At 54.1% G+C, this 20,590-nt stretch carries 20 protein-coding genes and 5 tRNA genes; 15 read left to right on the top strand and 10 right to left on the bottom strand.

Annotation, left to right across the window (positions count from 1 at the left end; all coding sequences use genetic code 11):
* Nucleotides 1-8 precede the first annotated feature (8 nt).
* Both srlE and srlA read right to left on the bottom strand, forming a co-directional pair.
* Nucleotides 9-992 carry a PTS glucitol/sorbitol transporter subunit IIB gene (gene srlE, locus QQZ17_RS00365; protein WP_152402556.1) on the bottom strand — a complete coding sequence of 328 codons (984 nt, stop codon included), beginning with the start codon at nt 990-992 and terminating at the stop codon, nt 9-11.
* Complete coding sequence (gene srlA, locus QQZ17_RS00360) at nt 989-1,552, bottom strand: PTS glucitol/sorbitol transporter subunit IIC (RefSeq protein ID WP_042322680.1); 564 nt, start codon at nt 1,550-1,552, stop codon at nt 989-991. Before srlA ends, srlE begins: the two co-directional genes overlap by 4 nt.
* Before the next feature lie 270 nt (nt 1,553-1,822).
* On the opposite strand from srlA, the gene mltB reads away from it, so the two are divergent.
* Nucleotides 1,823-2,902: a lytic murein transglycosylase B gene (gene mltB, locus QQZ17_RS00355; protein WP_046486369.1), complete on the top strand. Its 1,080-nt coding sequence runs from the start codon at nt 1,823-1,825 to the stop codon at nt 2,900-2,902.
* Between the two features lie 45 nt (nt 2,903-2,947).
* On the opposite strand, the gene QQZ17_RS00350 is transcribed toward mltB, so the two are convergent.
* Complete coding sequence (locus tag QQZ17_RS00350; RefSeq protein WP_371305256.1) at nt 2,948-3,199, bottom strand: hypothetical protein; 252 nt, start codon at nt 3,197-3,199, stop codon at nt 2,948-2,950.
* A 181-nt stretch (nt 3,200-3,380) separates the two neighbouring features.
* On the opposite strand from QQZ17_RS00350, the gene pncC reads away from it, so the two are divergent.
* The 14 genes from pncC (at nt 3,381) to luxS (ending at nt 13,398) form a co-directional block, all read left to right on the top strand.
* Nucleotides 3,381-3,878 (top strand): nicotinamide-nucleotide amidase, encoded by a 498-nt coding sequence (gene pncC / locus QQZ17_RS00345; protein ID WP_046486367.1) that lies wholly within the window; start codon nt 3,381-3,383, stop codon nt 3,876-3,878.
* An 80-nt stretch (nt 3,879-3,958) separates the two neighbouring features.
* Nucleotides 3,959-5,020, top strand: a complete 1,062-nt coding sequence (gene recA, locus QQZ17_RS00340) for a recombinase RecA (RefSeq protein ID WP_152402559.1) — start codon at nt 3,959-3,961, stop codon at nt 5,018-5,020.
* A gap of 115 nt (nt 5,021-5,135) precedes the next feature.
* Nucleotides 5,136-5,636: a recombination regulator RecX gene (gene recX, locus QQZ17_RS00335; protein WP_152402561.1), complete on the top strand. Its 501-nt coding sequence runs from the start codon at nt 5,136-5,138 to the stop codon at nt 5,634-5,636.
* A gap of 252 nt (nt 5,637-5,888) precedes the next feature.
* Nucleotides 5,889-8,516: an alanine--tRNA ligase gene (alaS, locus tag QQZ17_RS00330; protein ID WP_152402563.1), complete on the top strand. Its 2,628-nt coding sequence runs from the start codon at nt 5,889-5,891 to the stop codon at nt 8,514-8,516.
* A 363-nt stretch (nt 8,517-8,879) separates the two neighbouring features.
* On the top strand, nt 8,880-9,065 hold the full coding sequence (gene csrA, locus QQZ17_RS00325) for a carbon storage regulator CsrA (protein ID WP_000906486.1): 186 nt from the start codon (nt 8,880-8,882) through the stop codon (nt 9,063-9,065).
* A gap of 334 nt (nt 9,066-9,399) precedes the next feature.
* Nucleotides 9,400-9,492 (top strand) — tRNA-Ser (locus QQZ17_RS00320).
* 3 nt (nt 9,493-9,495) lie between these two features.
* A tRNA-Arg gene (locus QQZ17_RS00315) sits at nt 9,496-9,572 on the top strand.
* A gap of 62 nt (nt 9,573-9,634) precedes the next feature.
* Nucleotides 9,635-9,711: transfer RNA gene (locus QQZ17_RS00310), tRNA-Arg, on the top strand.
* A gap of 61 nt (nt 9,712-9,772) precedes the next feature.
* Nucleotides 9,773-9,849 (top strand) — tRNA-Arg (locus tag QQZ17_RS00305).
* Between the two features lie 63 nt (nt 9,850-9,912).
* A tRNA-Arg gene (locus QQZ17_RS00300) sits at nt 9,913-9,989 on the top strand.
* A gap of 118 nt (nt 9,990-10,107) precedes the next feature.
* Nucleotides 10,108-10,674 (top strand): fructose-1-phosphate/6-phosphogluconate phosphatase, encoded by a 567-nt coding sequence (yqaB, locus tag QQZ17_RS00295; RefSeq protein WP_046485594.1) that lies wholly within the window; start codon nt 10,108-10,110, stop codon nt 10,672-10,674.
* Complete coding sequence (locus QQZ17_RS00290) at nt 10,671-11,099, top strand: YqaA family protein (protein WP_152402564.1); 429 nt, start codon at nt 10,671-10,673, stop codon at nt 11,097-11,099. The genes yqaB and QQZ17_RS00290 overlap by 4 nt, the downstream gene beginning before the upstream one ends.
* Nucleotides 11,100-11,177: 78 nt before the next feature.
* A complete protein-coding gene (gshA, locus tag QQZ17_RS00285) occupies nt 11,178-12,734 on the top strand; it encodes a glutamate--cysteine ligase (RefSeq protein WP_152402566.1) in 1,557 nt (518 codons plus the stop codon).
* Between the two features lie 148 nt (nt 12,735-12,882).
* Nucleotides 12,883-13,398: an S-ribosylhomocysteine lyase gene (gene luxS, locus QQZ17_RS00280; protein WP_016154160.1), complete on the top strand. Its 516-nt coding sequence runs from the start codon at nt 12,883-12,885 to the stop codon at nt 13,396-13,398.
* 60 nt (nt 13,399-13,458) lie between these two features.
* On the opposite strand, the gene emrB is transcribed toward luxS, so the two are convergent.
* The 7 genes from emrB to proX all read right to left on the bottom strand — a co-directional run bounded on the left by emrB (nt 13,459) and on the right by proX (nt 20,495).
* Complete coding sequence (gene emrB, locus QQZ17_RS00275; protein WP_152402568.1) at nt 13,459-14,997, bottom strand: multidrug efflux MFS transporter permease subunit EmrB; 1,539 nt, start codon at nt 14,995-14,997, stop codon at nt 13,459-13,461.
* Between the two features lie 15 nt (nt 14,998-15,012).
* Nucleotides 15,013-16,185, bottom strand: coding sequence for a multidrug efflux MFS transporter periplasmic adaptor subunit EmrA (gene emrA, locus QQZ17_RS00270; RefSeq protein ID WP_042326041.1), 1,173 nt, complete (start codon nt 16,183-16,185; stop codon nt 15,013-15,015).
* Nucleotides 16,186-16,309: 124 nt separating this feature from the next.
* A complete protein-coding gene (mprA, locus tag QQZ17_RS00265) occupies nt 16,310-16,840 on the bottom strand; it encodes a transcriptional repressor MprA (RefSeq protein ID WP_061075061.1) in 531 nt (176 codons plus the stop codon).
* Nucleotides 16,841-16,930: 90 nt separating this feature from the next.
* A complete protein-coding gene (gene ygaH, locus QQZ17_RS00260) occupies nt 16,931-17,266 on the bottom strand; it encodes an L-valine transporter subunit YgaH (protein ID WP_152402570.1) in 336 nt (111 codons plus the stop codon).
* A complete protein-coding gene (locus QQZ17_RS00255; protein ID WP_152402572.1) occupies nt 17,256-17,993 on the bottom strand; it encodes an AzlC family ABC transporter permease in 738 nt (245 codons plus the stop codon). Before QQZ17_RS00255 ends, ygaH begins: the two co-directional genes overlap by 11 nt.
* 124 nt (nt 17,994-18,117) lie before the next feature.
* Complete coding sequence (locus tag QQZ17_RS00250; protein WP_152402574.1) at nt 18,118-19,302, bottom strand: MFS transporter; 1,185 nt, start codon at nt 19,300-19,302, stop codon at nt 18,118-18,120.
* 197 nt (nt 19,303-19,499) lie between these two features.
* Entirely contained in the window at nt 19,500-20,495 is a 996-nt protein-coding gene (proX, locus tag QQZ17_RS00245; RefSeq protein ID WP_152402576.1) for a glycine betaine/L-proline ABC transporter substrate-binding protein ProX, read from the bottom strand.
* Between the last annotated feature and the right edge of the window lie 95 nt (nt 20,496-20,590).

Raw genomic sequence — 20,590 nt, 5'->3', positions numbered from 1 at the left:
TGAACCTCTTATTGATAAATAAAGCCGGAAACAAACCAGGCGATGAGAACGGTAGGCGCACCGGTCAGGAAACGGCTCACCAGTACTGACGGTACGCCGACGCGAACCGTGTCCTGACGCGCTTCTGCCAGTGAAAGACCGACCGGGATAAAGTCACAGGCCGCCTGGGCGTTGATGGCAAACAGCGCGGGCAGCGCCAGGTGTGGCGGGATGTTGCCCAGACCAATTTGCACGCCGATCAGGACGCCGATAACCTGCGCAATGACCGCGCCAGGGCCGAGGAACGGCGACAGCAGCGGGAACGAACAAATCAGCGCCAGCGTCACCAGGCCCAGCGGATGGCTGGCAAGCGGCGCCAGGCCGTGGGCGATCCAGTCGCCAAGACCCGAGGCCATGATGATGCCGATAAGCGCCGAGACGAATGCCATGAAGGGGAGAATGGTTTTCAGTACTGTATCAATGGTGTCGCGACCCGACTGGAACAGCACGGCCACCGCCGACCCCATTCCCATTCCGACTTTCGCCAGCAGGCCATCGCTTTGTTCCGTGATCTTTTTGCTGGCATCGTAATCGCGTCCGGCGGTGGTACTTGCCGGTTGCTGTTGCGGCTGTGCTGTGGCAGACGCGTCGCCCACCACGGTAATGTTGTCTTCCCTGACGCCAGAGACATAGATGTCTTCGACGATGTACTGGGCAAGCGGTCCGGATTTCCCGGTTGAGTGAATGTTCACAGTCGGGATACGGCGTTTGGGATAGATCCCGCAGCGCAGCGTCCCGCCACAGTCGATGATGGCGACGCCAATTTCGTCTTCCGGCGGTTCGCCCTCTTTAAAGCCGTCGACAGCCTGCCAGCCGGTTAACTGCGCCAGTTTGTCGACAATCGCCGGGCGCGTGCCTGCGGTGATATAGACAATTTTCTTGCCGGCGACCACGTCCAGCTCCAACGGGCCACCCCAGCCGCCAGTCCCTTTTTCAATACGAATACGCGTCATGATGCTGCTCCTGCAAGGTGGACTTTCTGCTCAAGTTGGATACCCATCTTTTTCTCAAAGATGGAGGTCGTGAGGTCCGTGACCCAGCCACGAAAGAAGTTGGTGACCAGACCGACCAGCAGGTAGCTCACTGCCAGCGGGCCGAGTGGGAGACCTAACGTGGTCAGGCCGCTGGCAATACCGAGATAAACGAACAGTTCGCCGGGGTTGATATGTGGGAACAGGCCGTTCATCGAGTGACAGCTGTAAGAGGCTGCCGCGTAGTAGCTGGGCTTATATTTCTCTGGCATAAAGCGGCCCAGACTCAGGGTCATGGGGTTACAAAACACAAACGTGCCAATAAAGGGCAGAATCAGGTAACGGGATAATGGGTTCCCGGCACAGCGCTGGGCGAAGCGTTCGATCCGCTGTTGGCCGATAAAGTTGATTAGCGCATTCATGATGACCAGCAGGCTGATCAGCAGTGGAAGAATACCGGTGACCATCCCGGTAAACACCTCTCCACCTTTCTGGAACAGCCCGATGAACCACTCTGCTCCATGTGTAATGGTTTCGATCATTGTTCTCTCCTGTAGGGATTTTTAGTTATCTTGCGAATGGGTGACTTATTTTAATCAGATTGAAAGCAATAAAAGTGTTATTTTGATCTCAAAATGAAAGTAAAATATTTTAAATTGAAAGTTTTTTGCGGGAAGGAAAGAATGTGCTGACGATCAAGTCATGGAGAGCGATACGTAAATTGTGTGACGGAGCGCGTCTGGCGCTTCCTTGTATGGCGGGGGATGCTTTACCATACTTCTCTCTGGCTGAATCTGTTTAATGGATGTCTCATGTTCAAGCGTCGTTATGTAGCATTACTTCCCCTGTTTGTGTTACTTGCTGCCTGTAGTAGCAAACCGAAACCTCAAGAACCTCAAACGACAACGGGGACGCCTTCCGGCGGTTTCCTGCTTGAGCCCCAGCACAACGTTATGCAGATGGGCGGTGATTTTGCCAACAACCCAAATGCGCAGCAGTTCATCGATAAGATGGTGAACAAGCACGGTTTTAATCGTCAGCAGTTGCAGGAGATTTTGTCGCAGGCGAAGCGTCTGGATTACGTTTTACGTCTGATGGACAGGCAGGCGCCCACCACGCAGCCGCCAGCGGGGCCTAACGGCGCATGGCTGCGCTACCGCAAACAGTTCATCACGCCAGATAACGTGCAAAACGGCGTGGCGTTCTGGAATCAATATGAAGACGCGCTGAACCGCGCCTGGCAGGTTTATGGCGTTCCGCCGGAGATCGTCGTGGGCATTATCGGCGTGGAAACTCGCTGGGGTCGTGTGATGGGAAAAACGCGCATTCTGGATGCGCTGGCGACGCTGTCGTTTAACTATCCACGTCGTGCGGAGTACTTCTCTGGCGAACTGGAGACGTTCCTGCTGATGGCGCGTAACGAACAGGACGATCCGTTAGATCTGAAAGGTTCCTTCGCTGGCGCGATGGGGTACGGACAGTTCATGCCGTCGTCCTATAAAGAGTACGCGGTGGATTTCAATGGCGACGGCCACATCAACCTGTGGGATCCGGTCGATGCCATCGGCAGCGTGGCGAATTACTTCAAAGCACACGGTTGGGTGAAGGGCGACACGGTGGCGGTGATGGCGAACGGTCAGGCACCGGGACTGGCGAATGGTTTTAAAACACAGTACAGTCCTTCTCAACTGGCGGCAGCCGGATTAACGCCGCAACAACCGCTGGGCAACCATCAGCAGGTGAGCCTGTTGCGCCTGGATATCGGCACCGGTTACCAGTACTGGTACGGCCTGCCGAACTTCTATGCCATTACCCGCTACAACCACAGCACCCATTATGCGATGGCGGTGTGGCAGTTGGGTCAGGCGGTGGCGCTGGCGCGCGTGCAGTAATCTACGCTTACAGAGGGGAGCACGGGCTTCCCTCTGCTGGTACTATCACTGTTTTTTCGACCGATTCTCTGCACGCAGCAGGGATATCTTCTTTGATATTGTCAGGCTGTAGCCAAGGCATCCCAGGCCTAAGATAATTTGGCCGCCATCATAAGGTTCAATATATCCGGCCGATATAATGTTCAGCGCCCCCATCACTAAAGAACATACGCCGCCAATGATGAGCCATAACCGTAGTTGATGGTGTTGTTTCAACTGTTGCTGAAGGGGAACTTCCTTTTTGCCTAATGACATCATGTACTCTCTTCATCCATGCAAAATTGAACTTCACTCTATCGTTTTTAAGCACGGGTTTACCTGCATAAGTGAGAGGCTGGAGTTTTTTCGGAATACGACTCGTAAAATGGTTACTCCATCCCCATCTCTGTCGGGAAAGTGCTATCTTGTCCGGCATATTTTTTAACTGACAGAGGCTGATATGACTGACAGTGAACTGATGCAGTTAAGTGAACAGGTTGGGCTGGCGCTGAAAGCGCGCGGTGCGACCGTGACCACCGCAGAGTCCTGCACCGGCGGTTGGGTGGCGAAAGCCATTACCGACATTGCCGGCAGCTCCGCCTGGTTCGAGCGCGGTTTTGTCACGTACAGTAACGAAGCGAAATCGCAGATGATAGGCGTGCGTGAAGAGACGCTGGCACAGCATGGCGCGGTCAGTGAGCCGGTGGTGGTTGAGATGGCGATTGGCGCACTGAAAGCGGCACGCGCTGATTTTGCTGTTTCCATCAGCGGGATTGCCGGGCCGGATGGCGGCAGCGAAGAGAAACCGGTCGGCACGGTCTGGTTCGCCTTCGCGAGCGTGCGCGGAGAAGGGATTACCCGTCGGGAATGCTTTAGCGGCGACCGTGATGCGGTGCGTCGACAAGCCACGGTTTATGCGTTGCAAACCCTGTGGCAACAATTTCTACAAAACACTTGATACTGTATGACCATACAGTATAATTGCGACAACAGTACAGAATCACTATCCGGCTTCAGCTGGCATGACAGGAGTAATTAATGGCTATCGACGAAAACAAACAGAAAGCGTTGGCGGCAGCGCTGGGCCAGATCGAAAAGCAATTCGGTAAAGGCTCCATCATGCGCCTGGGTGAAGACCGTTCTATGGACGTGGAAACCATCTCCACCGGTTCGCTTTCACTGGATATTGCGCTGGGCGCAGGCGGTCTGCCGATGGGCCGTATCGTCGAAATCTACGGGCCGGAGTCTTCCGGTAAAACTACGCTGACGCTGCAGGTGATTGCCGCTGCGCAGCGCGAAGGTAAAACCTGTGCGTTTATCGATGCAGAACATGCGCTGGATCCTATCTATGCGCGTAAGCTGGGTGTTGATATCGACAATCTGCTCTGTTCTCAGCCGGACACCGGTGAACAGGCGCTGGAAATCTGTGACGCGCTGGCACGTTCTGGTGCCGTTGACGTTATCGTTGTCGACTCTGTAGCGGCGTTGACGCCGAAAGCGGAAATCGAAGGCGAAATCGGTGACTCTCATATGGGTCTCGCAGCACGTATGATGAGCCAGGCGATGCGTAAACTGGCCGGTAACCTGAAGCAGTCCAACACGCTGCTGATCTTCATCAACCAAATCCGTATGAAAATTGGTGTGATGTTCGGTAACCCGGAAACCACTACCGGTGGTAACGCACTGAAATTCTACGCGTCTGTTCGTCTGGACATCCGCCGTATCGGCGCGGTGAAAGAGGGCGATAACGTGGTGGGCAGCGAAACCCGCGTGAAGGTGGTGAAAAACAAAATCGCAGCACCGTTTAAACAGGCTGAATTCCAGATCCTTTACGGTGAAGGTATCAACTTCTATGGCGAACTGGTTGACCTGGGCGTGAAAGAGAAGCTGATCGAGAAAGCGGGTGCATGGTACAGCTACAACGGTGAGAAAATTGGTCAGGGTAAAGCGAATGCAACTGCCTGGCTGAAAGACAACCCGGCTACCGCGAAGGAAATTGAGAAGAAAGTTCGTGAAATGCTGCTCAATAACCAGGATGACAAACCCGCTTTCACCGTTGATGATGGTGAAGGCGTTGCGGAAACTAACGAAGATTTTTAATCGTCAGGTGTCCCCCGTGCGGATAACGCAAAACTGCCATCCGGCAAAAAGTTGAATTACACTCAAGGGCTGCATTGATGCGGCCCTTTTTGCATTTCTGATTTCGAAGGTTGTTATGAGTGAACCCACACCGCGCCGACCTGCGTATTCCCGGCTGTTAGATCGCGCAGTACGTATCCTCGCGGTTCGCGATCACAGCGAACAAGAGTTACGACGTAAGCTTGCCGCCCCGGTGATGGGGAAAAACGGGCCGGAAGAGATTGATGCCACGGCAGAAGATTATGACCGGGTGATCGCCTGGTGCTACGAACATCATTATCTTGATGATGACAGATTTATCTCCCGTTTTATCGCCAGTCGCAGCCGTAAGGGGTATGGTCCGGCGCGCATCCGACAGGAGTTGAATCAAAAGGGGATTGCCCGTGAATCGGCTGAAAAAGCGATGCGGGAATGTGACGTTGACTGGTGCGCCCTCGCGCGTGACCAGGCGACTCGCAAATACGGTGAACCGCTGTCAGGCGCATTTTCGGAAAAGGTTAAGATACAGCGGTTTTTGCTTTATCGCGGGTATCTGATGGAGGATATTCAGGAAATATGGCGAAATTTTGACGATTGAGCGCATACGGGATTTTACTTCCCCGTAAAGAAAACTTATCTTATTCCCACTTTTTCCGTTCGGGTGATGGTTGTCATATGACGACCTGCGTCTGTAACGAATATTCCTTAAATACACAAAATCATTCAAGCTGCATCAAGGCGGTAAGTGAGTGAATCCCCTGGCGCTTACTGGAGTCAGTGACTGGGGAACGATCGCAGCCAACGCAGAGGCGGTTTGAAAGATGAAGTGTAGCTTGATTTCAGGATAATTATGAGCAAGAGCACCGCTGAGATCCGTCAGGCGTTTCTCGACTTTTTCCATAGTAAGGGACATCAGGTAGTTGCCAGCAGTTCCCTGGTTCCGAACAATGACCCCACTTTGTTGTTTACCAACGCCGGGATGAACCAGTTCAAGGACGTTTTCCTTGGGCTCGACAAGCGTAATTATTCCCGCGCAACCACGTCACAGCGTTGCGTGCGCGCGGGTGGTAAGCACAACGATCTGGAAAATGTTGGTTACACTGCACGTCACCATACCTTCTTCGAAATGCTGGGCAACTTCAGCTTCGGTGACTATTTCAAACATGACGCCATTCAATACGCGTGGGAACTGCTGACCGGTGAGAACTGGTTTGCCCTGCCGAAAGAGCGTCTGTGGGTGACCGTCTATGAAACAGACGATGAAGCCTATGAAATCTGGGAAAAAGAAGTAGGTATCCCTCGCGAGCGCATTATCCGCATCGGCGATAACAAAGGTGCGGCCTATGCGTCGGACAACTTCTGGCAGATGGGCGATACCGGTCCATGCGGTCCGTGCACCGAGATTTTCTACGATCATGGCGATCACATCTGGGGTGGTCCTCCGGGAAGCCCGGAAGAAGACGGCGATCGCTACATTGAGATCTGGAACATCGTCTTTATGCAGTTCAACCGTCAGGCTGACGGTACGATGGAGCCGCTGCCGAAGCCTTCCGTCGATACCGGTATGGGGCTGGAGCGTATTGCGGCTGTGCTGCAACACGTCAACTCCAACTACGAAATTGACCTGTTCCGTACGCTGATTGAAGCGGTAGCGAAAGTGACCGGTGCGACCGATCTGAGCAACAAGTCGCTGCGTGTGATTGCGGACCACATTCGTTCCTGTGCGTTCCTGATTGCCGATGGCGTGGTTCCGTCGAACGAAAACCGGGGCTATGTCCTGCGTCGCATCATTCGTCGCGCGGTACGTCATGGCAACATGCTGGGCGCGAAAGAGACCTTCTTCTACAAACTGGTGGGGCCACTGGTTGACGTCATGGGAGCGGCGGGCGAAGAACTGAAGCGTCAGCAGGCTCAGGTTGAGCAAGTACTGAAAACTGAAGAAGAGCAGTTTGCCCGTACGCTGGAGCGTGGCCTGGCACTGCTGGATGAAGAACTGGCGAAACTGTCAGGTGATACGCTGGATGGCGAAACGGCATTCCGTCTGTACGATACCTACGGTTTCCCGGTTGACCTGACGGCGGACGTTTGCCGCGAGCGCAACATCAAAGTGGATGAAGCCGGCTTTGAAGCCGCCATGGAAGAGCAGCGCCGTCGCGCCCGTGAAGCCAGCGGTTTTGGCGCGGACTATAACGCGATGATCCGCGTTGATAGCGCCTCTGAATTTAAAGGTTACGACCATCTGGAACTGAATGGCAAAGTGACTGCGCTGTTCGTCGATGGTAAAGCGGTGGATGCCATTAGTGCCGGTCAGGAAGCCGTTGTCGTACTGGATCAGACCCCATTCTATGCGGAATCCGGTGGTCAGGTTGGCGATAAAGGTGAACTGAAAGGCGCGGGCTTTACCTTTGCCGTAAGCGATACGCAAAAATATGGCCAGGCGATTGGTCATCTCGGCAAACTGTCTGCGGGCTCTCTGAAAGTGGGCGACGCGGTTCAGGCTGACGTAGATGAAGCGCGTCGTGCGCGTATTCGTCTGAACCACTCCGCCACGCACCTGATGCATGCGGCGCTGCGCCAGATTCTGGGCACGCACGTGGCGCAGAAAGGCTCGCTGGTCAACGACAAAGTACTGCGTTTCGACTTCTCACATAATGAAGCGATGAAACCTGCGGAAATCCGTGCGGTTGAAGACCTGGTAAATGCGCAAATTCGTCGCAACCTGCCGGTTGAAACCAACGTGATGGATCTGGAAGCGGCGAAAGCAAAAGGCGCAATGGCGCTGTTCGGCGAGAAATATGACGAACGCGTTCGTGTACTGAGCATGGGTGATTTCTCTACCGAACTGTGTGGCGGGACTCACGCCAGCCGTACGGGGGATATCGGTCTGTTCCGTATCATCTCCGAGTCCGGGACGGCGGCAGGGGTTCGTCGTATTGAAGCGGTAACGGGTGAGGGCGCTATTGCGACTGTGCATGCAGAAAGCGATCGCTTAACCGATATCGCACAGCTGTTGAAGGGCGATAGCCAGAACCTGGGCGACAAAGTACGTTCAGTACTGGAACGTACTCGTCAGCTCGAGAAAGAGCTTCAGCAGTTGAAAGAACAGGCTGCCGCGCAGGAAAGTGCAAATCTTTCCAGCAAAGCGGTTGATATCAATGGCGTTAAGCTGTTGGTGAGTGAGCTTGCAGGTGTTGAGCCGAAAATGTTACGTACCATGGTTGATGATCTGAAAAATCAACTGGGGTCGACAATTATCGTGCTGGCAACGGCAGCTGAAGGTAAGGTTTCTCTGATTGCGGGCGTGTCTAAGGACGTGACCGATCGTGTCAAAGCAGGGGAACTGGTCGGTATGGTCGCTCAGCAGGTGGGCGGTAAGGGTGGTGGTCGTCCGGACATGGCGCAAGCCGGTGGTACGGATGCGTCTGCTCTGCCTGCGGCGTTAGCCAGTGTGCAAGCCTGGGTCAGCGCAAAACTATAAAATATATACACAAAATCATTCAAGCTGCGTCAGGGCGGAAAGCGAATAAACCCCCGGAAGTGAACAGGTAGTTCGTGACCGGGGGAATGTGCGTAGCCAATGCTGAGACAGCCTGAAGGATGAAGTGTGTAAGCGTTAGCCGATGCCGTGGATAAGCATTCCGCGGCGTTTGCATCAACGTTGTCGACAACGATAAAGTCAGGTTGAAGTTGTGTATATCGGCTAAACTTAGGTTTAACAGAATGTGATGCCGTGACTGCTTACATGTAATGTGTTTGTCATCGCTTACTTTTTGGCGTTATATGATGGATAATGCCGGGATACAGAGAGACCCGACTCTTTTAATCTTTCAAGGAGCAAAGAATGCTGATTCTGACTCGTCGAGTTGGTGAGACCCTCATGATTGGAGATGAGGTCACCGTGACAGTTTTAGGGGTGAAGGGCAACCAGGTACGCATCGGCGTAAACGCCCCGAAAGAAGTTTCTGTCCATCGTGAAGAGATCTACCAGCGTATCCAGGCTGAAAAATCCCAGCAGTCCAGTTACTAAGGTTTCCGCGTCTCACCTGACCGGGTGAGGCGCAACCTGACGTCTTCGTAAATCCCTCTCTTTTTCGTTATGTTGTGACTCTTTTTCCCGTTCCGCGTCACTCTCCTGCAGTCGTAGGGCTTTTTCATTGTGGTAGTCAGTAGCCCCAGAGACCAATTTATCTGTTGATAAAACACTCTTTTTGCCGTTTTTGCAGACTAATTGAACGTGAAGTGTGCAAACGATAAAAGCTCAGGAAAAATTGTTTGACTTATAAGTCCCAGAAAGTAATATGTGCGCCACGCAGCGACGATGAGCAGAAACAAGTTCTTCGAAGCACTCGTAAGAGGCGTGTGGTGAGGTGGCCGAGAGGCTGAAGGCGCTCCCCTGCTAAGGGAGTATGCGGTCAAAAGCTGCATCCGGGGTTCGAATCCCCGCCTCACCGCCATTTGCATCCGTAGCTCAGCTGGATAGAGTACTCGGCTACGAACCGAGCGGTCGGAGGTTCGAATCCTCCCGGATGCACCATCTCTTACTTGATACGGCTTTAGTCGCGGTATCAAAATCTGCAGTAAAGTAAGTTTCCCGATGCATCCGTAGCTCAGCTGGATAGAGTACTCGGCTACGAACCGAGCGGTCGGAGGTTCGAATCCTCCCGGATGCACCATCTCTTACTTGATACCGCTTTTATGCAGTATCAATATCGGCAGTAAAATACGTTTTCCGATGCATCCGTAGCTCAGCTGGATAGAGTACTCGGCTACGAACCGAGCGGTCGGAGGTTCGAATCCTCCCGGATGCACCATCTATTACTCAGTATGGCGTTAACGCGATACTTGATATCAGCAGTAAATCAGCAAGTCCCGATGCATCCGTAGCTCAGCTGGATAGAGTACTCGGCTACGAACCGAGCGGTCGGAGGTTCGAATCCTCCCGGATGCACCATCTTCTCTCTTTATCCCCTCTGCATTAACACCCTGAACAATCCTCAGCATCGTCGTCAGCGACAAAATCCAGCAATTACGATAAAGTAACGTCTGTTTATTTGCCGGGTGAGAGTGCTATGTACGAACGTTATGCGGGTCTGATTTTCGATATGGATGGTACCCTTCTGGATACTGAACCGACGCACCGTAAGGCGTGGGTTGAAGTATTAGGTCGTTACGGTATGCACTTTGATCTTCAGGCGATGATTGCCCTTAACGGCTCAGCCACATGGCGGATTGCGCAGTCCATCATTGAGCTGAATCATGCGGATCTCGATCCCCACGCGTTAGCCCGTGAAAAAACCGACGCGGTAAAAATCATGCTCCTCGACAGCGTCGAGCCGCTGCCGCTGATTGAGGTGGTGAAAGCGTGGCATGGTCGTCGCCCGATGTCCGTCGGAACCGGCAGCGAAAGCGCGATCGCAGAGGCGCTGCTGGCCCATCTGGGGCTACGTCGCTATTTTGATGCCGTCGTTGCCGCCGATCATGTTCAGCACCATAAACCTGCGCCAGATACTTTCCTGCTCTGTGCAGAACGTATGGGTGTGCCCCCGGCGCAGTGCGTGGTATTCGAAGATGCTGATTTTGGTATCCAGGCCGCACGCGCCGCCGGAATGGATGCGGTGGACGTTCGACACTTGTGAGTGACGGACTGTCGCTCCTTTCATTGTTCGCCAGCAGTTTTCTCAGCGCTACGCTGTTGCCCGGCAACTCGGAAATCGTTTTGGTTGCCATGTTACTGGCCGGGCTCAGCCATCCCTGGGTCTTAGTCTTAACAGCAACAATGGGTAATAGCCTTGGAGGGTTAACTAACGTTATCCTTGGGCGTTTCTTTCCGCTGCGCAAGACATCGCGCTGGCAGGAGAAAGCCGCAGGCTGGCTTAAACGCTATGGTGCGGTCACACTATTATTAAGCTGGATGCCGGTTGTGGGTGATTTACTGTGCCTGTTAGCGGGATGGATGCGCCTCTCGTGGGGGCCGGTACTCTTTTTTTTATGCCTTGGTAAAGCGCTGCGCTATATTGTTGTCGCGGCGGCTACCGTTCAGGGCATTACCTGGTGGCACTAATTGTGCCTGGGGATTAGCCTTTAGGGTAACCACTACAATTATGCTAATTAATACGATTTTGACAGGCGGGAGGTCGATTTGATCCCGGACGTATCACAGGCACTGGCCTGGCTGGAAAAGCATCCTCAGGCATTACAGGGGATTCAGCGCGGGCTGGAGCGCGAAACATTGCGCGTGAATGCGGATGGCACGTTGGCGACAACGGGGCATCCTGAAGCGTTAGGCTCAGCGCTGACGCATAAATGGATAACCACGGATTTCGCTGAAGCGCTGCTGGAGTTTATTACGCCAGTAGACGGCGATATCCAGCATATGTTGACCTTCATGCGTGACCTGCATCGTTATACTGCCAGAAATATGGGCGATGAACGTATGTGGCCGCTGAGTATGCCTTGCTATATTGCTGAAGGTCAGGACATTGAACTGGCGCAATACGGCACCTCGAATATTGGTCGCATGAAAACGCTGTACCGTGAAGGGTTGAAAAACCGTTACGGTGCGCTGATGCAAACCATCTCCGGCGTACACTATAACTTCTCTCTGCCGATGGCATTCTGGCAGGCGAAGTGCGGCATTGTGGAAGGCGAAGAGGCAAAAGAGAAAATCTCTGCCGGCTATTTCCGCCTGATCCGCAACTATTACCGCTTCGGTTGGGTCATTCCTTATTTGTTTGGCGCGTCCCCGGCGATTTGCTCTTCCTTCCTGCAGGGTAAACCGACCACGCTGCCATTTGAGAAAACCGACTGTGGGATGTACTACCTGCCGTACGCGACCTCGTTGCGTCTGAGCGATCTGGGTTATACCAATAAGTCGCAAAGCAATCTCGGTATTACGTTTAACGATCTCTACGAATATGTGGCAGGATTGAAGCGGGCGATTAAAACGCCTTCTGAAGAGTATGCGGCGGTCGGGCTGGAAAAAGACGGTAAGCGTTTGCAAATCAACAGCAACGTGCTGCAGATTGAAAATGAGCTGTACGCGCCAATTCGTCCGAAACGTGTTACGCGTAGCGGTGAGTCGCCTTCAGATGCGCTTCTGCGCGGCGGTATCGAGTACATCGAAGTCCGCTCGCTGGATATCAACCCGTTCTCGCCAATCGGCGTGGACGAGCAGCAGGTGCGCTTCCTTGACCTGTTTATGGTCTGGTGCGTGCTGGCCGATGCGCCGGAAATGAGCAGCAGCGAGCTATTGTGTACGCGTACCAACTGGAATCGAGTGATTCTGGAAGGGCGTAAGCCGGGTCTGACGTTAGGCATCGGTTGTGAAACCGCGCAGTTCCCGTTGCCTGAAGTGGGCAAAGATTTGTTCCGCGATCTGAAACGCGTGGCGCAAACGCTGGACAGTATCCACGGGGGAGAGGATTATCAGAAAGTCTGCGACGAACTGGTCGCCTGTTTTGATAATCCGGAATTGACGTTCTCTGCACGTATTCTGCGGTCTATGCTTGATACAGGCATTGGCGGTACGGGCAAGGCGCTGGGCGAAGCTTATCGCAATCTGTTGCGTGAAGAGCCGCTGGAAATATTGCAGGAAGAAGACTTTGTGGCTGAATGTGACGCTTCAAAACGTCGCCAGCGTGAGGTTGAAGCAGCGGACACCGAGCCGTTTGACCGCTGGCTGGAAAAACAGGCCTGACAGAAAAGAAAAAGGCCACTCGTGAGTGGCCAAAATTTCATCTCTGAAAACAGGGATGATGATAACAAATGCGCGTCTTTCATATACTCAGACTCGCACCGGAACGAAGAGTTCAGTTTATTTTAAAAAAATTATCGGAGGTGGCTAAATGCCGTTGTTAGATAGCTTCACTGTCGATCATACCCGGATGGAAGCACCTGCAGTGCGCGTGGCGAAAACGATGAACACCCCGCATGGCGACGCCATTACCGTGTTTGATCTGCGTTTCTGCATTCCAAACAAAGAAGTGATGCCGGAAAAAGGGATTCACACGCTGGAGCATCTGTTCGCAGGCTTTATGCGTAATCACCTCAACGGCAATGGTGTCGAGATTATCGATATCTCCCCAATGGGTTGCCGTACCGGTTTCTATATGAGCCTGATTGGGACGCCTGACGAGCAGCGTGTAGCCGATGCCTGGAAAGCGGCGATGGCTGACGTGCTAAAAGTTCAGGACCAGAATCAGATCCCGGAACTGAACGTCTACCAGTGCGGCACTTATCAGATGCACTCACTGAGCGAAGCACAGGACATTGCGCGTCATATCCTGGAACACGACGTTCGCGTCAACAGCAATGAAGAGCTGGCGCTGCCGAAAGAGAAGTTGCAGGAACTGCACATTTAGTTGTGTGATGACTGACAAAAAAAGCCCGTTCAGTTGAACGGGCTTTTTTATCACTATTACCTAGTGCGCGCCACCGCCGCCGCCACCCGCACCAAACGGGGGTTTAGCGAACCAGACCAGACCGAGCAGTACGAGGAAGATCCCCGCCGACATCCAGAAGATCTCGTTAGCCGAAATAATCAGCCCCTGATTGGTGATCTGCTGGGCTATCCAGCCTGACGCCTGCTGCTGCGTCATGCCCAGTCCCTGTAGCTGATCGTACATTGCCTGCGCGTTCGGGTTATACGGATTCACCGACTCGGTTAACTGCGCGTGGTGCATCGACTCCCGGTTGGTCCACATGGTGGTCGTAATCGATGTCCCGATTGACCCCGCCAGCGTTCGTGTAAAGTTAGACAAGCTCGATGCTGCCGCCAGGCGTTCAGGCGGTAAGCCAGACAGCGTGATGGTCGTCAGCGGCATAAAGAAGCACGCCACCGCAAAGCCCTGAATAAACTGCGGCCAGGCAGACGCGCCGAAGTCCATTCCCGGTTCAAACGTCCACGCACGCCAGTAAAAGCAGACGGCGTACATAATAAAGCTGAACGTCACCAGCCTGCGCATATCCAGCTTATGGGCAAAGCGGCCAATAATCGGCGACAGGATCACCGGAATGATCCCCACCGGTGCGGACGCCAGACCTGCCCACGTCGCGGTATAGCCGTAGACCTCCTGCAAGAGCTGCGGCAGCAGAACAATCGCCCCGAAGTACAGCATATAGGCCAGACTGATACACAAACAGCCGATGGTAAAGTTTCGCGACTTAAAGAGCGAGAGATCGACAATGGGGTTGTCGTCGGTGAGCTCCCAGACAATCAGGAAGCTAATGGCGACCACCGCCACCACGGTCAGAATGACGATTTCCTGCGAGGCGAACCAGTCCAGCTCTTTCCCCCGGTCGAGCATAATCTGCAAGCTACCAATACCAATCACCAGCAGCGCCAGCCCGATGGCATCAATCCGTCGCTGTTCGGTACGCGTTTCGCGACCGCGCAGGGTTTGCAGCGTCATCAAAACCACCACAATACCGATCGGCACGTTGATAAAGAAGATCCAGCCCCAGTGATAGTTATCGCTGATATAGCCGCCCAGAATCGGGCCGCAAATCGGCGCGACGATCACCGTCATTGACCACAGCGCCAGCGCAATGGAGCGCTTCGCGGGCGGGTAGTTATTGAGCAGCAGACTTTGCGAAAGCGGGATCAGCGGCCCGGCGACCACCCCCTGAACGACACGGAAGAAGATCAGCATGTTCAGGCTGTTGGAGACGCCGCACGCCCATGAGGCAATGGCAAACGCCACCGTTGACCACATGAACAGCTTCACTTCCCCGACGCGCTTTGCCAGCCAACCGGTGATGGGAATCGAGATGGCGTTCGCCACCCCGAAAGAGGTGATCACCCACGTCCCCTGGCTCAGCGATGAGCCGAGGTTCCCGGCGATAGTGGGGATCGCCACGTTAGCAATGGTGGAGTCCAGCACCTGCATGAATGTCGCCAGCGACAGCGCAATCGTCATAATGACGAGCTGCGCGCCCTCCAGCGGTTTTTGCTGTTGCATCACACGCACCTCAGATTAGCCTGCGTTGGCCTGCACAATCTCTTCGATCAGCTTGTTGACCGGGGCAAGGCTGATTTCACGGGCGTTACTCTCAGACACCGGCGTGGTGCGAACCTGGCTGGCCAGCACCTGACCGTCGCGATTCGCAGTATCGACGGTGACGAGCGTCGATAAACCAATCCGCAGCGGATGCTGCGCCAACTGCTGGGCGTCCAGTTCGATACGCACGGGCAGTCGCTGAACCACTTTGATCCAGTTACCGGTCGCGTTCTGTGCGGGCAGCAGGGAGAAGGCGCTGCCGGTCCCCATATCAAGACCCACCACTTTACCGGTGTATTTAACGTCATCGCCGTAGATATCACTGATGACCGTGGCCGGTTGGCCGATACGCATATGGGCAAGCTGCGTCTCTTTGAAGTTGGCATCAACCCACAGATTGGTGGCCGGAACCACGGCCATCAGCGGCGTCGTGGGGCTGATCTGTGCGCCAGGCTGCACGGCGCGACGAGAAACGTAGCCGGTCATCGGACTGACGATTTTGGTTCGTTCCAGCGCCAGCCAGGCGTTACGCACTTCGGTGGCGGCCTGTTGGACGGCAGGCTGATCTTCGAGTTTGCTGTCCAGAATCATCGCCTGATTCGCGTTGTATTGCTGAATGGCAACATCAAGCTGTGCCTGCGCGCTGGCCACGGCATCACGCGCGTGTTGCAGTTCTTCGCGGCCGATCAGGTTAGCGTTGCCGAGCGGTACGCGACGGTTAAAATCGCTTTGCGCCTGGGCGAGGGCAGTTTTCTGCACCTCAATGTTCGCCTGCAACTGTTTGCTGTTGATCATTAACTGATGCGTCTGACGAACGCTGGAGGCCAGCGCGGTCTTCGCTTTTTCAAATGCCTGTCTGGCATCCGTCTGATCGAGCGTGACGAGAACGTCACCCTGTTTAACAAAGTCAGTGTTATCCGCCCAGACTTTCGTCACGCTGCCGGATACCTGTGCCATGATTTGAACCTGGTTCCCTGCCACGTACGCATCATCGGTCTCTTCGACATGACGCAGTACCAAAAACCAATAGATCCCATATGCCACGGCAATAATGATAAAGAGCAAGGTCAGGAGGAGTAGCGTACTTTTACGTTTGCTTTTCTTCTTAACCGGTTGCTGCGGGGTTTGAGTCTCCGCATTTGCGCTCATGTTGTTCTCCACGATCTTATTTTTTCGTCGGCTGGGCCGAGCTGTTTACCAGAAAGGCCAGCACGTTCAGGTGCTGGCCAGTCAGTTTTCTTTCTTAATCTGGATTATTGAGCGAGTCGACGCGTTAGCTCAGCGCCTCAAGGATAGCACCATCCTGGTCCATCTGATCGAGACGCGTCAGAAGCTTACGGGTGATGTGCTCAAGCTGTTCTTTTTCTGCAGTGCTAAGAGAGGACCACAGTTGATGCAGGCAGTTATGCTGCGGCGGTAATACCTCGCGCAAAAAAGCATGGCCTTTATCGGTTAACTGCAGATGCAGGCAACGACGATCGTTGTCGCTTTCACGGCGCTCGATCCAACCGCGCTTTTCCAGCTCATCAGCGATACGTGTCGCGTTAGTACGCGATGACCCCAGGGCACAGCTCAGTTCAGAAGGCTGAATGCTGTGGTTTTCCTGAGACTCCAGCGTAATCAACGCCATAAACAACGTCTCGTTAATCCCTTGAGCTTTCAGCATTTTATTGCGATTATCCAGCAGCTTTCCTTGCATATGCATGCAAAGACGAGTCAGCAGAATTTCCTGATAAGGAAAATCCTCGTGGCGGCTGGCGCGAAATTTTAGCATTTGTTCAATGGGCGTAAACGAACTATCCATTTGGGCATGACCTCATTAATTTCAGCCGATATAGTAACGACAGTGACAAATAAAGTAAATGTATTATTAAATTAAAATGATTCTTGTATCCTATAAAACCGCCAACATTTTCCACGCTAATCCATAGGCCAGAGCACTTAATAGCGTGGGAACAATGATGCTGCGCGTTTTATAAAAACTTGCACCCAGTACAGCAAAACCCGCGAGCGTCGGCACGAAGCGACTGGCGTCGTGCATTACCTCAGGGGCGGTTGACACAACCAGCAGGGCGCAAATTGATGCTATGCCGATGGTGTCGAGTAGTACGCCGGTTGCGCCTCGCTTGCCCGGACGAGTATTTCCCATCTTCAGACGCAGCGGTAAATAGCGAAACCCATAATTCACACAGCCGACCAGCAACCCGAGTAGCAGTACCTCATAGCGCATCGGGAACCCCTTGCCAGAAAGCCTGGATCAGCGCGGTCAGACAGCCGCACACAATCCCCGCAAGAATCGCGGCGGGGATGGAAAATAGCGTCACGCCCGCCAGTGCGCCAGCGAGTGCGGCGGTCACGCACAGGGACTGTTTGCGCTGGAATGACGCCAGCAGAAAACTCATAAACAGCGCGGGCAGCATAAACCCGAGCGCCGCTTCGACCGCCGGGAATCCTTTCAATAAACCGCTGCCGGAAAAGGCACCGATTACTGTTCCCAGCACCCATGAAGCCCAGGAGCAAAATGCAATGCCGATCATCCAGTTTTCGCTCCAGCGACGGTTATCCCGTACCAGCTTTGCGGTGGCCGCGGCAAAGACTTCGTCAGTGAGGCCAAAAGCCCATAAGGCGGTTTTCGGTTTACTGAGTTTTTGGGCGATACGACTGCGCAGGGAAGGGCCGTATAAGACATGGCGTACATCCATCGCCATGACGGTCAGGGCGGCAACCCATAATGTGCTGCCTGCGGCGAGCATGGTTGTGATAACGAACTGACTGGCACCAGCATAAATAATGCAGGAAAAAAATACGCTTTCAAGCGGGCTAAACCCGAGACGGGTGGCATTGAGACCAAATGCAAAGGCAACAGGAATATAACTGATGACGATGGGTAAACTGTCTTTGAATCCTTCCGCACAGGTCGCCGGAGGGGTATTGGGCAGAGAAGCGGGCCTTTCCATAGAATTTTGCGCGTTATCACCAATGTTAAAATTATCAGGGCTAATAATCCCTATCACCTTAACAGACTGGGGGGCTCCTTAACACCCTCAGGAGCCCAAACGAGCGCAAACGCTTGCTGAGCGTTTAAATTGCGGCTTCTTGTCGGTGAAATCCTCGCCACCAGACCAGCAGGTTCAGTACGGCAACGGTCGACCCTGCCAGACAAACGCCCAGCCATCCGGCATGCTGCCAGGCCGAGGCGGAGATTAACGACCCTGCGGCCCCGCCGATAAAGTAACTGGTCATATACCCTGCGGTCAGGCGGTTTCGCGCCTGCGGATAAAGACGATAAATCACCGTCTGGTTAGTGATGTGAACCCCCTGAACGGTAAGGTCCAGTACCAGGATCCCGACAATCAGCGCCAGTACCGAGGCGTGTCCCAACCAGATAGCTAACCAGGAGAGCAGTAGCAGCAGCAGGCCCCAGGTCGTGGTGAGATGAGAATGCCCTTTATCCGCAAGACCGCCAGCCGGACGTGCGCCGAGCGCGCCAGCGGCACCCGCCAGCCCAAACAGGCCAATCATCCCTTCGGAATAGTTAAACGGCGGGGCGGCGAGTAAAAAGGCCATTGAGGTCCAGAGAATGCTGAAGTTGGCGAAGGTCAGGCAGCCCAGTAGCGCACGTGTGCGCAGCAGTTTATCGCGGGTAAACAGACTGAATACGGAACCCAGCAGTTGCGGGTAGTTCAGATGGGTGTCGGACTTCACCTTTGGCAAGCCGCGCCACAGGGCGATAGCCATCAGCGCCATCAATATGGAGGCGACCCAAAAGACGGTACGCCAGCCGCCGAGATTCGCCAGCAGGCCCGCCACGGTACGCGCCAGTAGAATGCCCAGCAGCAGTCCGCTCATGATGGTTCCGACCACTTTGCCGCGTTTATCGGGTGTGGCAAGCGTCGCCGCCAGCGGCACCAGTATCTGTGCTACCACGGAAAAGAGCCCGGTCAGCGCCGTGCCGAGGAGCATCATCGCCAGCGACTGACTGCTGGCGGTAATGAGCATCCCGCCCGCCGCCAGCAGCGTCATGGAGACGATCAGCGTCCGGCGTTCAAACATATCGCCAAGTGGAACCAGCAACAGCAAACCGGCGGCGTAGCCCAGTTGCGCTGCGGTGACGATAAACCCGGCCGAGCTGGCGGAAAGCGAGAAGTTGCGTGCGATGGTATCGAGCAGCGGTTGTGCATAGTAGTTGCTGGCGACGGCCAGACCGGTTGCCACAGACATAAGAACGATCAGTGCTGGGCTCAGCCCGTGAGAGGTTTTTGTCATTATGTTCGCAATCGTGAGTCAGGTGATGATTTCTTAGGGAATCAATCATAGCGGACATTTATGAATGCGGGGGATTTGTTGCGTGCCGGATTGTGCGGTCAAGTGGGAGTAGGGAGTAGGGAGTAGGGAGTAGGGAGTAGGGAGTAGGGAGTAGGCCGGATAAGCGCATCGCGCGCCATCCGGCATTCAGGAGGGGATTACTTCTGCGCAGCCAGCGCGTCGTTCACCCAACCGTCGAACTGCTGCTGGTGGGCTTTGATCCAGCCGTCAACGTGACCCTGTACGTCAGCTTCCGACGCTTTACCGTCATGCATCATCGCGTTCTGCGCGTTGATATCCGCCAGCGGCAGTTTCATGATGGCAAACAGTTTCGCCGCCGCCGGGTTTTTCTCAGCCCAGGCTTTGTTGGCAACGATGTGCATGGTGTTTACCGGGAAGCCATAGTTCGCGCCATTCGGCAGTTTGGTATCGATATCTTTCTGTTCGCCCGGCAGCGAGGAGAACGGCACCTGCAACCAGACCACATCTTTGCCCGGCTTCATCACGTCGCTCACCCAGTAAGGCGTCCAGGTGTAATAGAGGATTGGTTTGCCTTCTTTAAAGCGGGTGATGGTATCGGCCATCATCGCTGCATAGTTACCGTGGCTGACGTCGACGGTTTTTTCCAGATCAAACGCTTTGTTCTGGTGGTTAATCACCGCTTCACAACCCCATCCCGGCGAGCAGCCCATCATATCCGCTTTACCGTCGCCATTGGTGTCGAAGATTTTGGCGATTTTGGGGTCTTTCAACTGGGCGATATTGGTGATTTTGTACTGCTCAGCGGTTTTCTTATCGATCAGATAACCTTGCGCGGCGCCGGTGACAAACGTGCCTTCGCGCCAGAACTTTTTGTCCCCGCCTGCCGCAGAATACATATCATCGTGCAGCGGCTGCCAGTTCACGGCGGTAAAGGTGGCATCGCCGGAAGCAATAGAGGTGTAGCCCACGTTATAATCGACTTCGCTCGGTTTGTTTACGGTATAACCCAGTTTCTCCAGTGCGCGGCTCACCAGCAGCGTCTGGAAGGTTTCTTCGGTGATGGTGCTCTGTACCGGTTGGACGGTAATGCCTTTGCCTGGCAGGTCGGCAGCGAAAGCGCTGGTAGAGACAAGGGTGGCAAACGCTGTGGCAATAATCATCTTCTGTCGCATCGTTGTTCCTTATTACACTTCATCCTTCAGGTTGCTTCTTTGTTGGCTGCACTCATGCACCCCAGTCACGTACTGCGTGTACGTTCCTGGGGATA

Origin of the sequence: Citrobacter sp. T1.2D-1, from assembly GCF_950098555.1 — a bacterium.
In the GTDB taxonomy this organism is placed as follows: domain Bacteria; phylum Pseudomonadota; class Gammaproteobacteria; order Enterobacterales; family Enterobacteriaceae; genus Citrobacter_A; species Citrobacter_A telavivensis.
Note: the sequence above shows the minus strand (reverse complement) of the source record. Positions and strands in the feature narration are given on the sequence as shown.

What these genes read in the sequence shown, in the direction of transcription:
- alaS (WP_152402563.1), top strand. Translation starts at nt 5,889, where the DNA reads ATGAGCAAGAGCACCGCTGAGATCCGTCAGGCGTTTCTCGACTTTTTC.
- srlA (WP_042322680.1), bottom strand. Translation starts at nt 1,552, where the DNA reads ATGATCGAAACCATTACACATGGAGCAGAGTGGTTCATCGGGCTGTTC.
- emrB (WP_152402568.1), bottom strand. Translation starts at nt 14,997, where the DNA reads ATGCAACAGCAAAAACCGCTGGAGGGCGCGCAGCTCGTCATTATGACG.
- mprA (WP_061075061.1), bottom strand. Translation starts at nt 16,840, where the DNA reads ATGGATAGTTCGTTTACGCCCATTGAACAAATGCTAAAATTTCGCGCC.
- recX (WP_152402561.1), top strand. Translation starts at nt 5,136, where the DNA reads ATGAGTGAACCCACACCGCGCCGACCTGCGTATTCCCGGCTGTTAGAT.
- QQZ17_RS00250 (WP_152402574.1), bottom strand. Translation starts at nt 19,302, where the DNA reads ATGACAAAAACCTCTCACGGGCTGAGCCCAGCACTGATCGTTCTTATG.
- QQZ17_RS00350 (WP_371305256.1), bottom strand. Translation starts at nt 3,199, where the DNA reads ATGATGTCATTAGGCAAAAAGGAAGTTCCCCTTCAGCAACAGTTGAAA.
- mltB (WP_046486369.1), top strand. Translation starts at nt 1,823, where the DNA reads ATGTTCAAGCGTCGTTATGTAGCATTACTTCCCCTGTTTGTGTTACTT.
- recA (WP_152402559.1), top strand. Translation starts at nt 3,959, where the DNA reads ATGGCTATCGACGAAAACAAACAGAAAGCGTTGGCGGCAGCGCTGGGC.
- csrA (WP_000906486.1), top strand. Translation starts at nt 8,880, where the DNA reads ATGCTGATTCTGACTCGTCGAGTTGGTGAGACCCTCATGATTGGAGAT.
- emrA (WP_042326041.1), bottom strand. Translation starts at nt 16,185, where the DNA reads ATGAGCGCAAATGCGGAGACTCAAACCCCGCAGCAACCGGTTAAGAAG.
- QQZ17_RS00255 (WP_152402572.1), bottom strand. Translation starts at nt 17,993, where the DNA reads ATGGAAAGGCCCGCTTCTCTGCCCAATACCCCTCCGGCGACCTGTGCG.
- ygaH (WP_152402570.1), bottom strand. Translation starts at nt 17,266, where the DNA reads ATGCGCTATGAGGTACTGCTACTCGGGTTGCTGGTCGGCTGTGTGAAT.
- yqaB (WP_046485594.1), top strand. Translation starts at nt 10,108, where the DNA reads ATGTACGAACGTTATGCGGGTCTGATTTTCGATATGGATGGTACCCTT.
- proX (WP_152402576.1), bottom strand. Translation starts at nt 20,495, where the DNA reads ATGCGACAGAAGATGATTATTGCCACAGCGTTTGCCACCCTTGTCTCT.
- pncC (WP_046486367.1), top strand. Translation starts at nt 3,381, where the DNA reads ATGACTGACAGTGAACTGATGCAGTTAAGTGAACAGGTTGGGCTGGCG.
- luxS (WP_016154160.1), top strand. Translation starts at nt 12,883, where the DNA reads ATGCCGTTGTTAGATAGCTTCACTGTCGATCATACCCGGATGGAAGCA.
- srlE (WP_152402556.1), bottom strand. Translation starts at nt 992, where the DNA reads ATGACGCGTATTCGTATTGAAAAAGGGACTGGCGGCTGGGGTGGCCCG.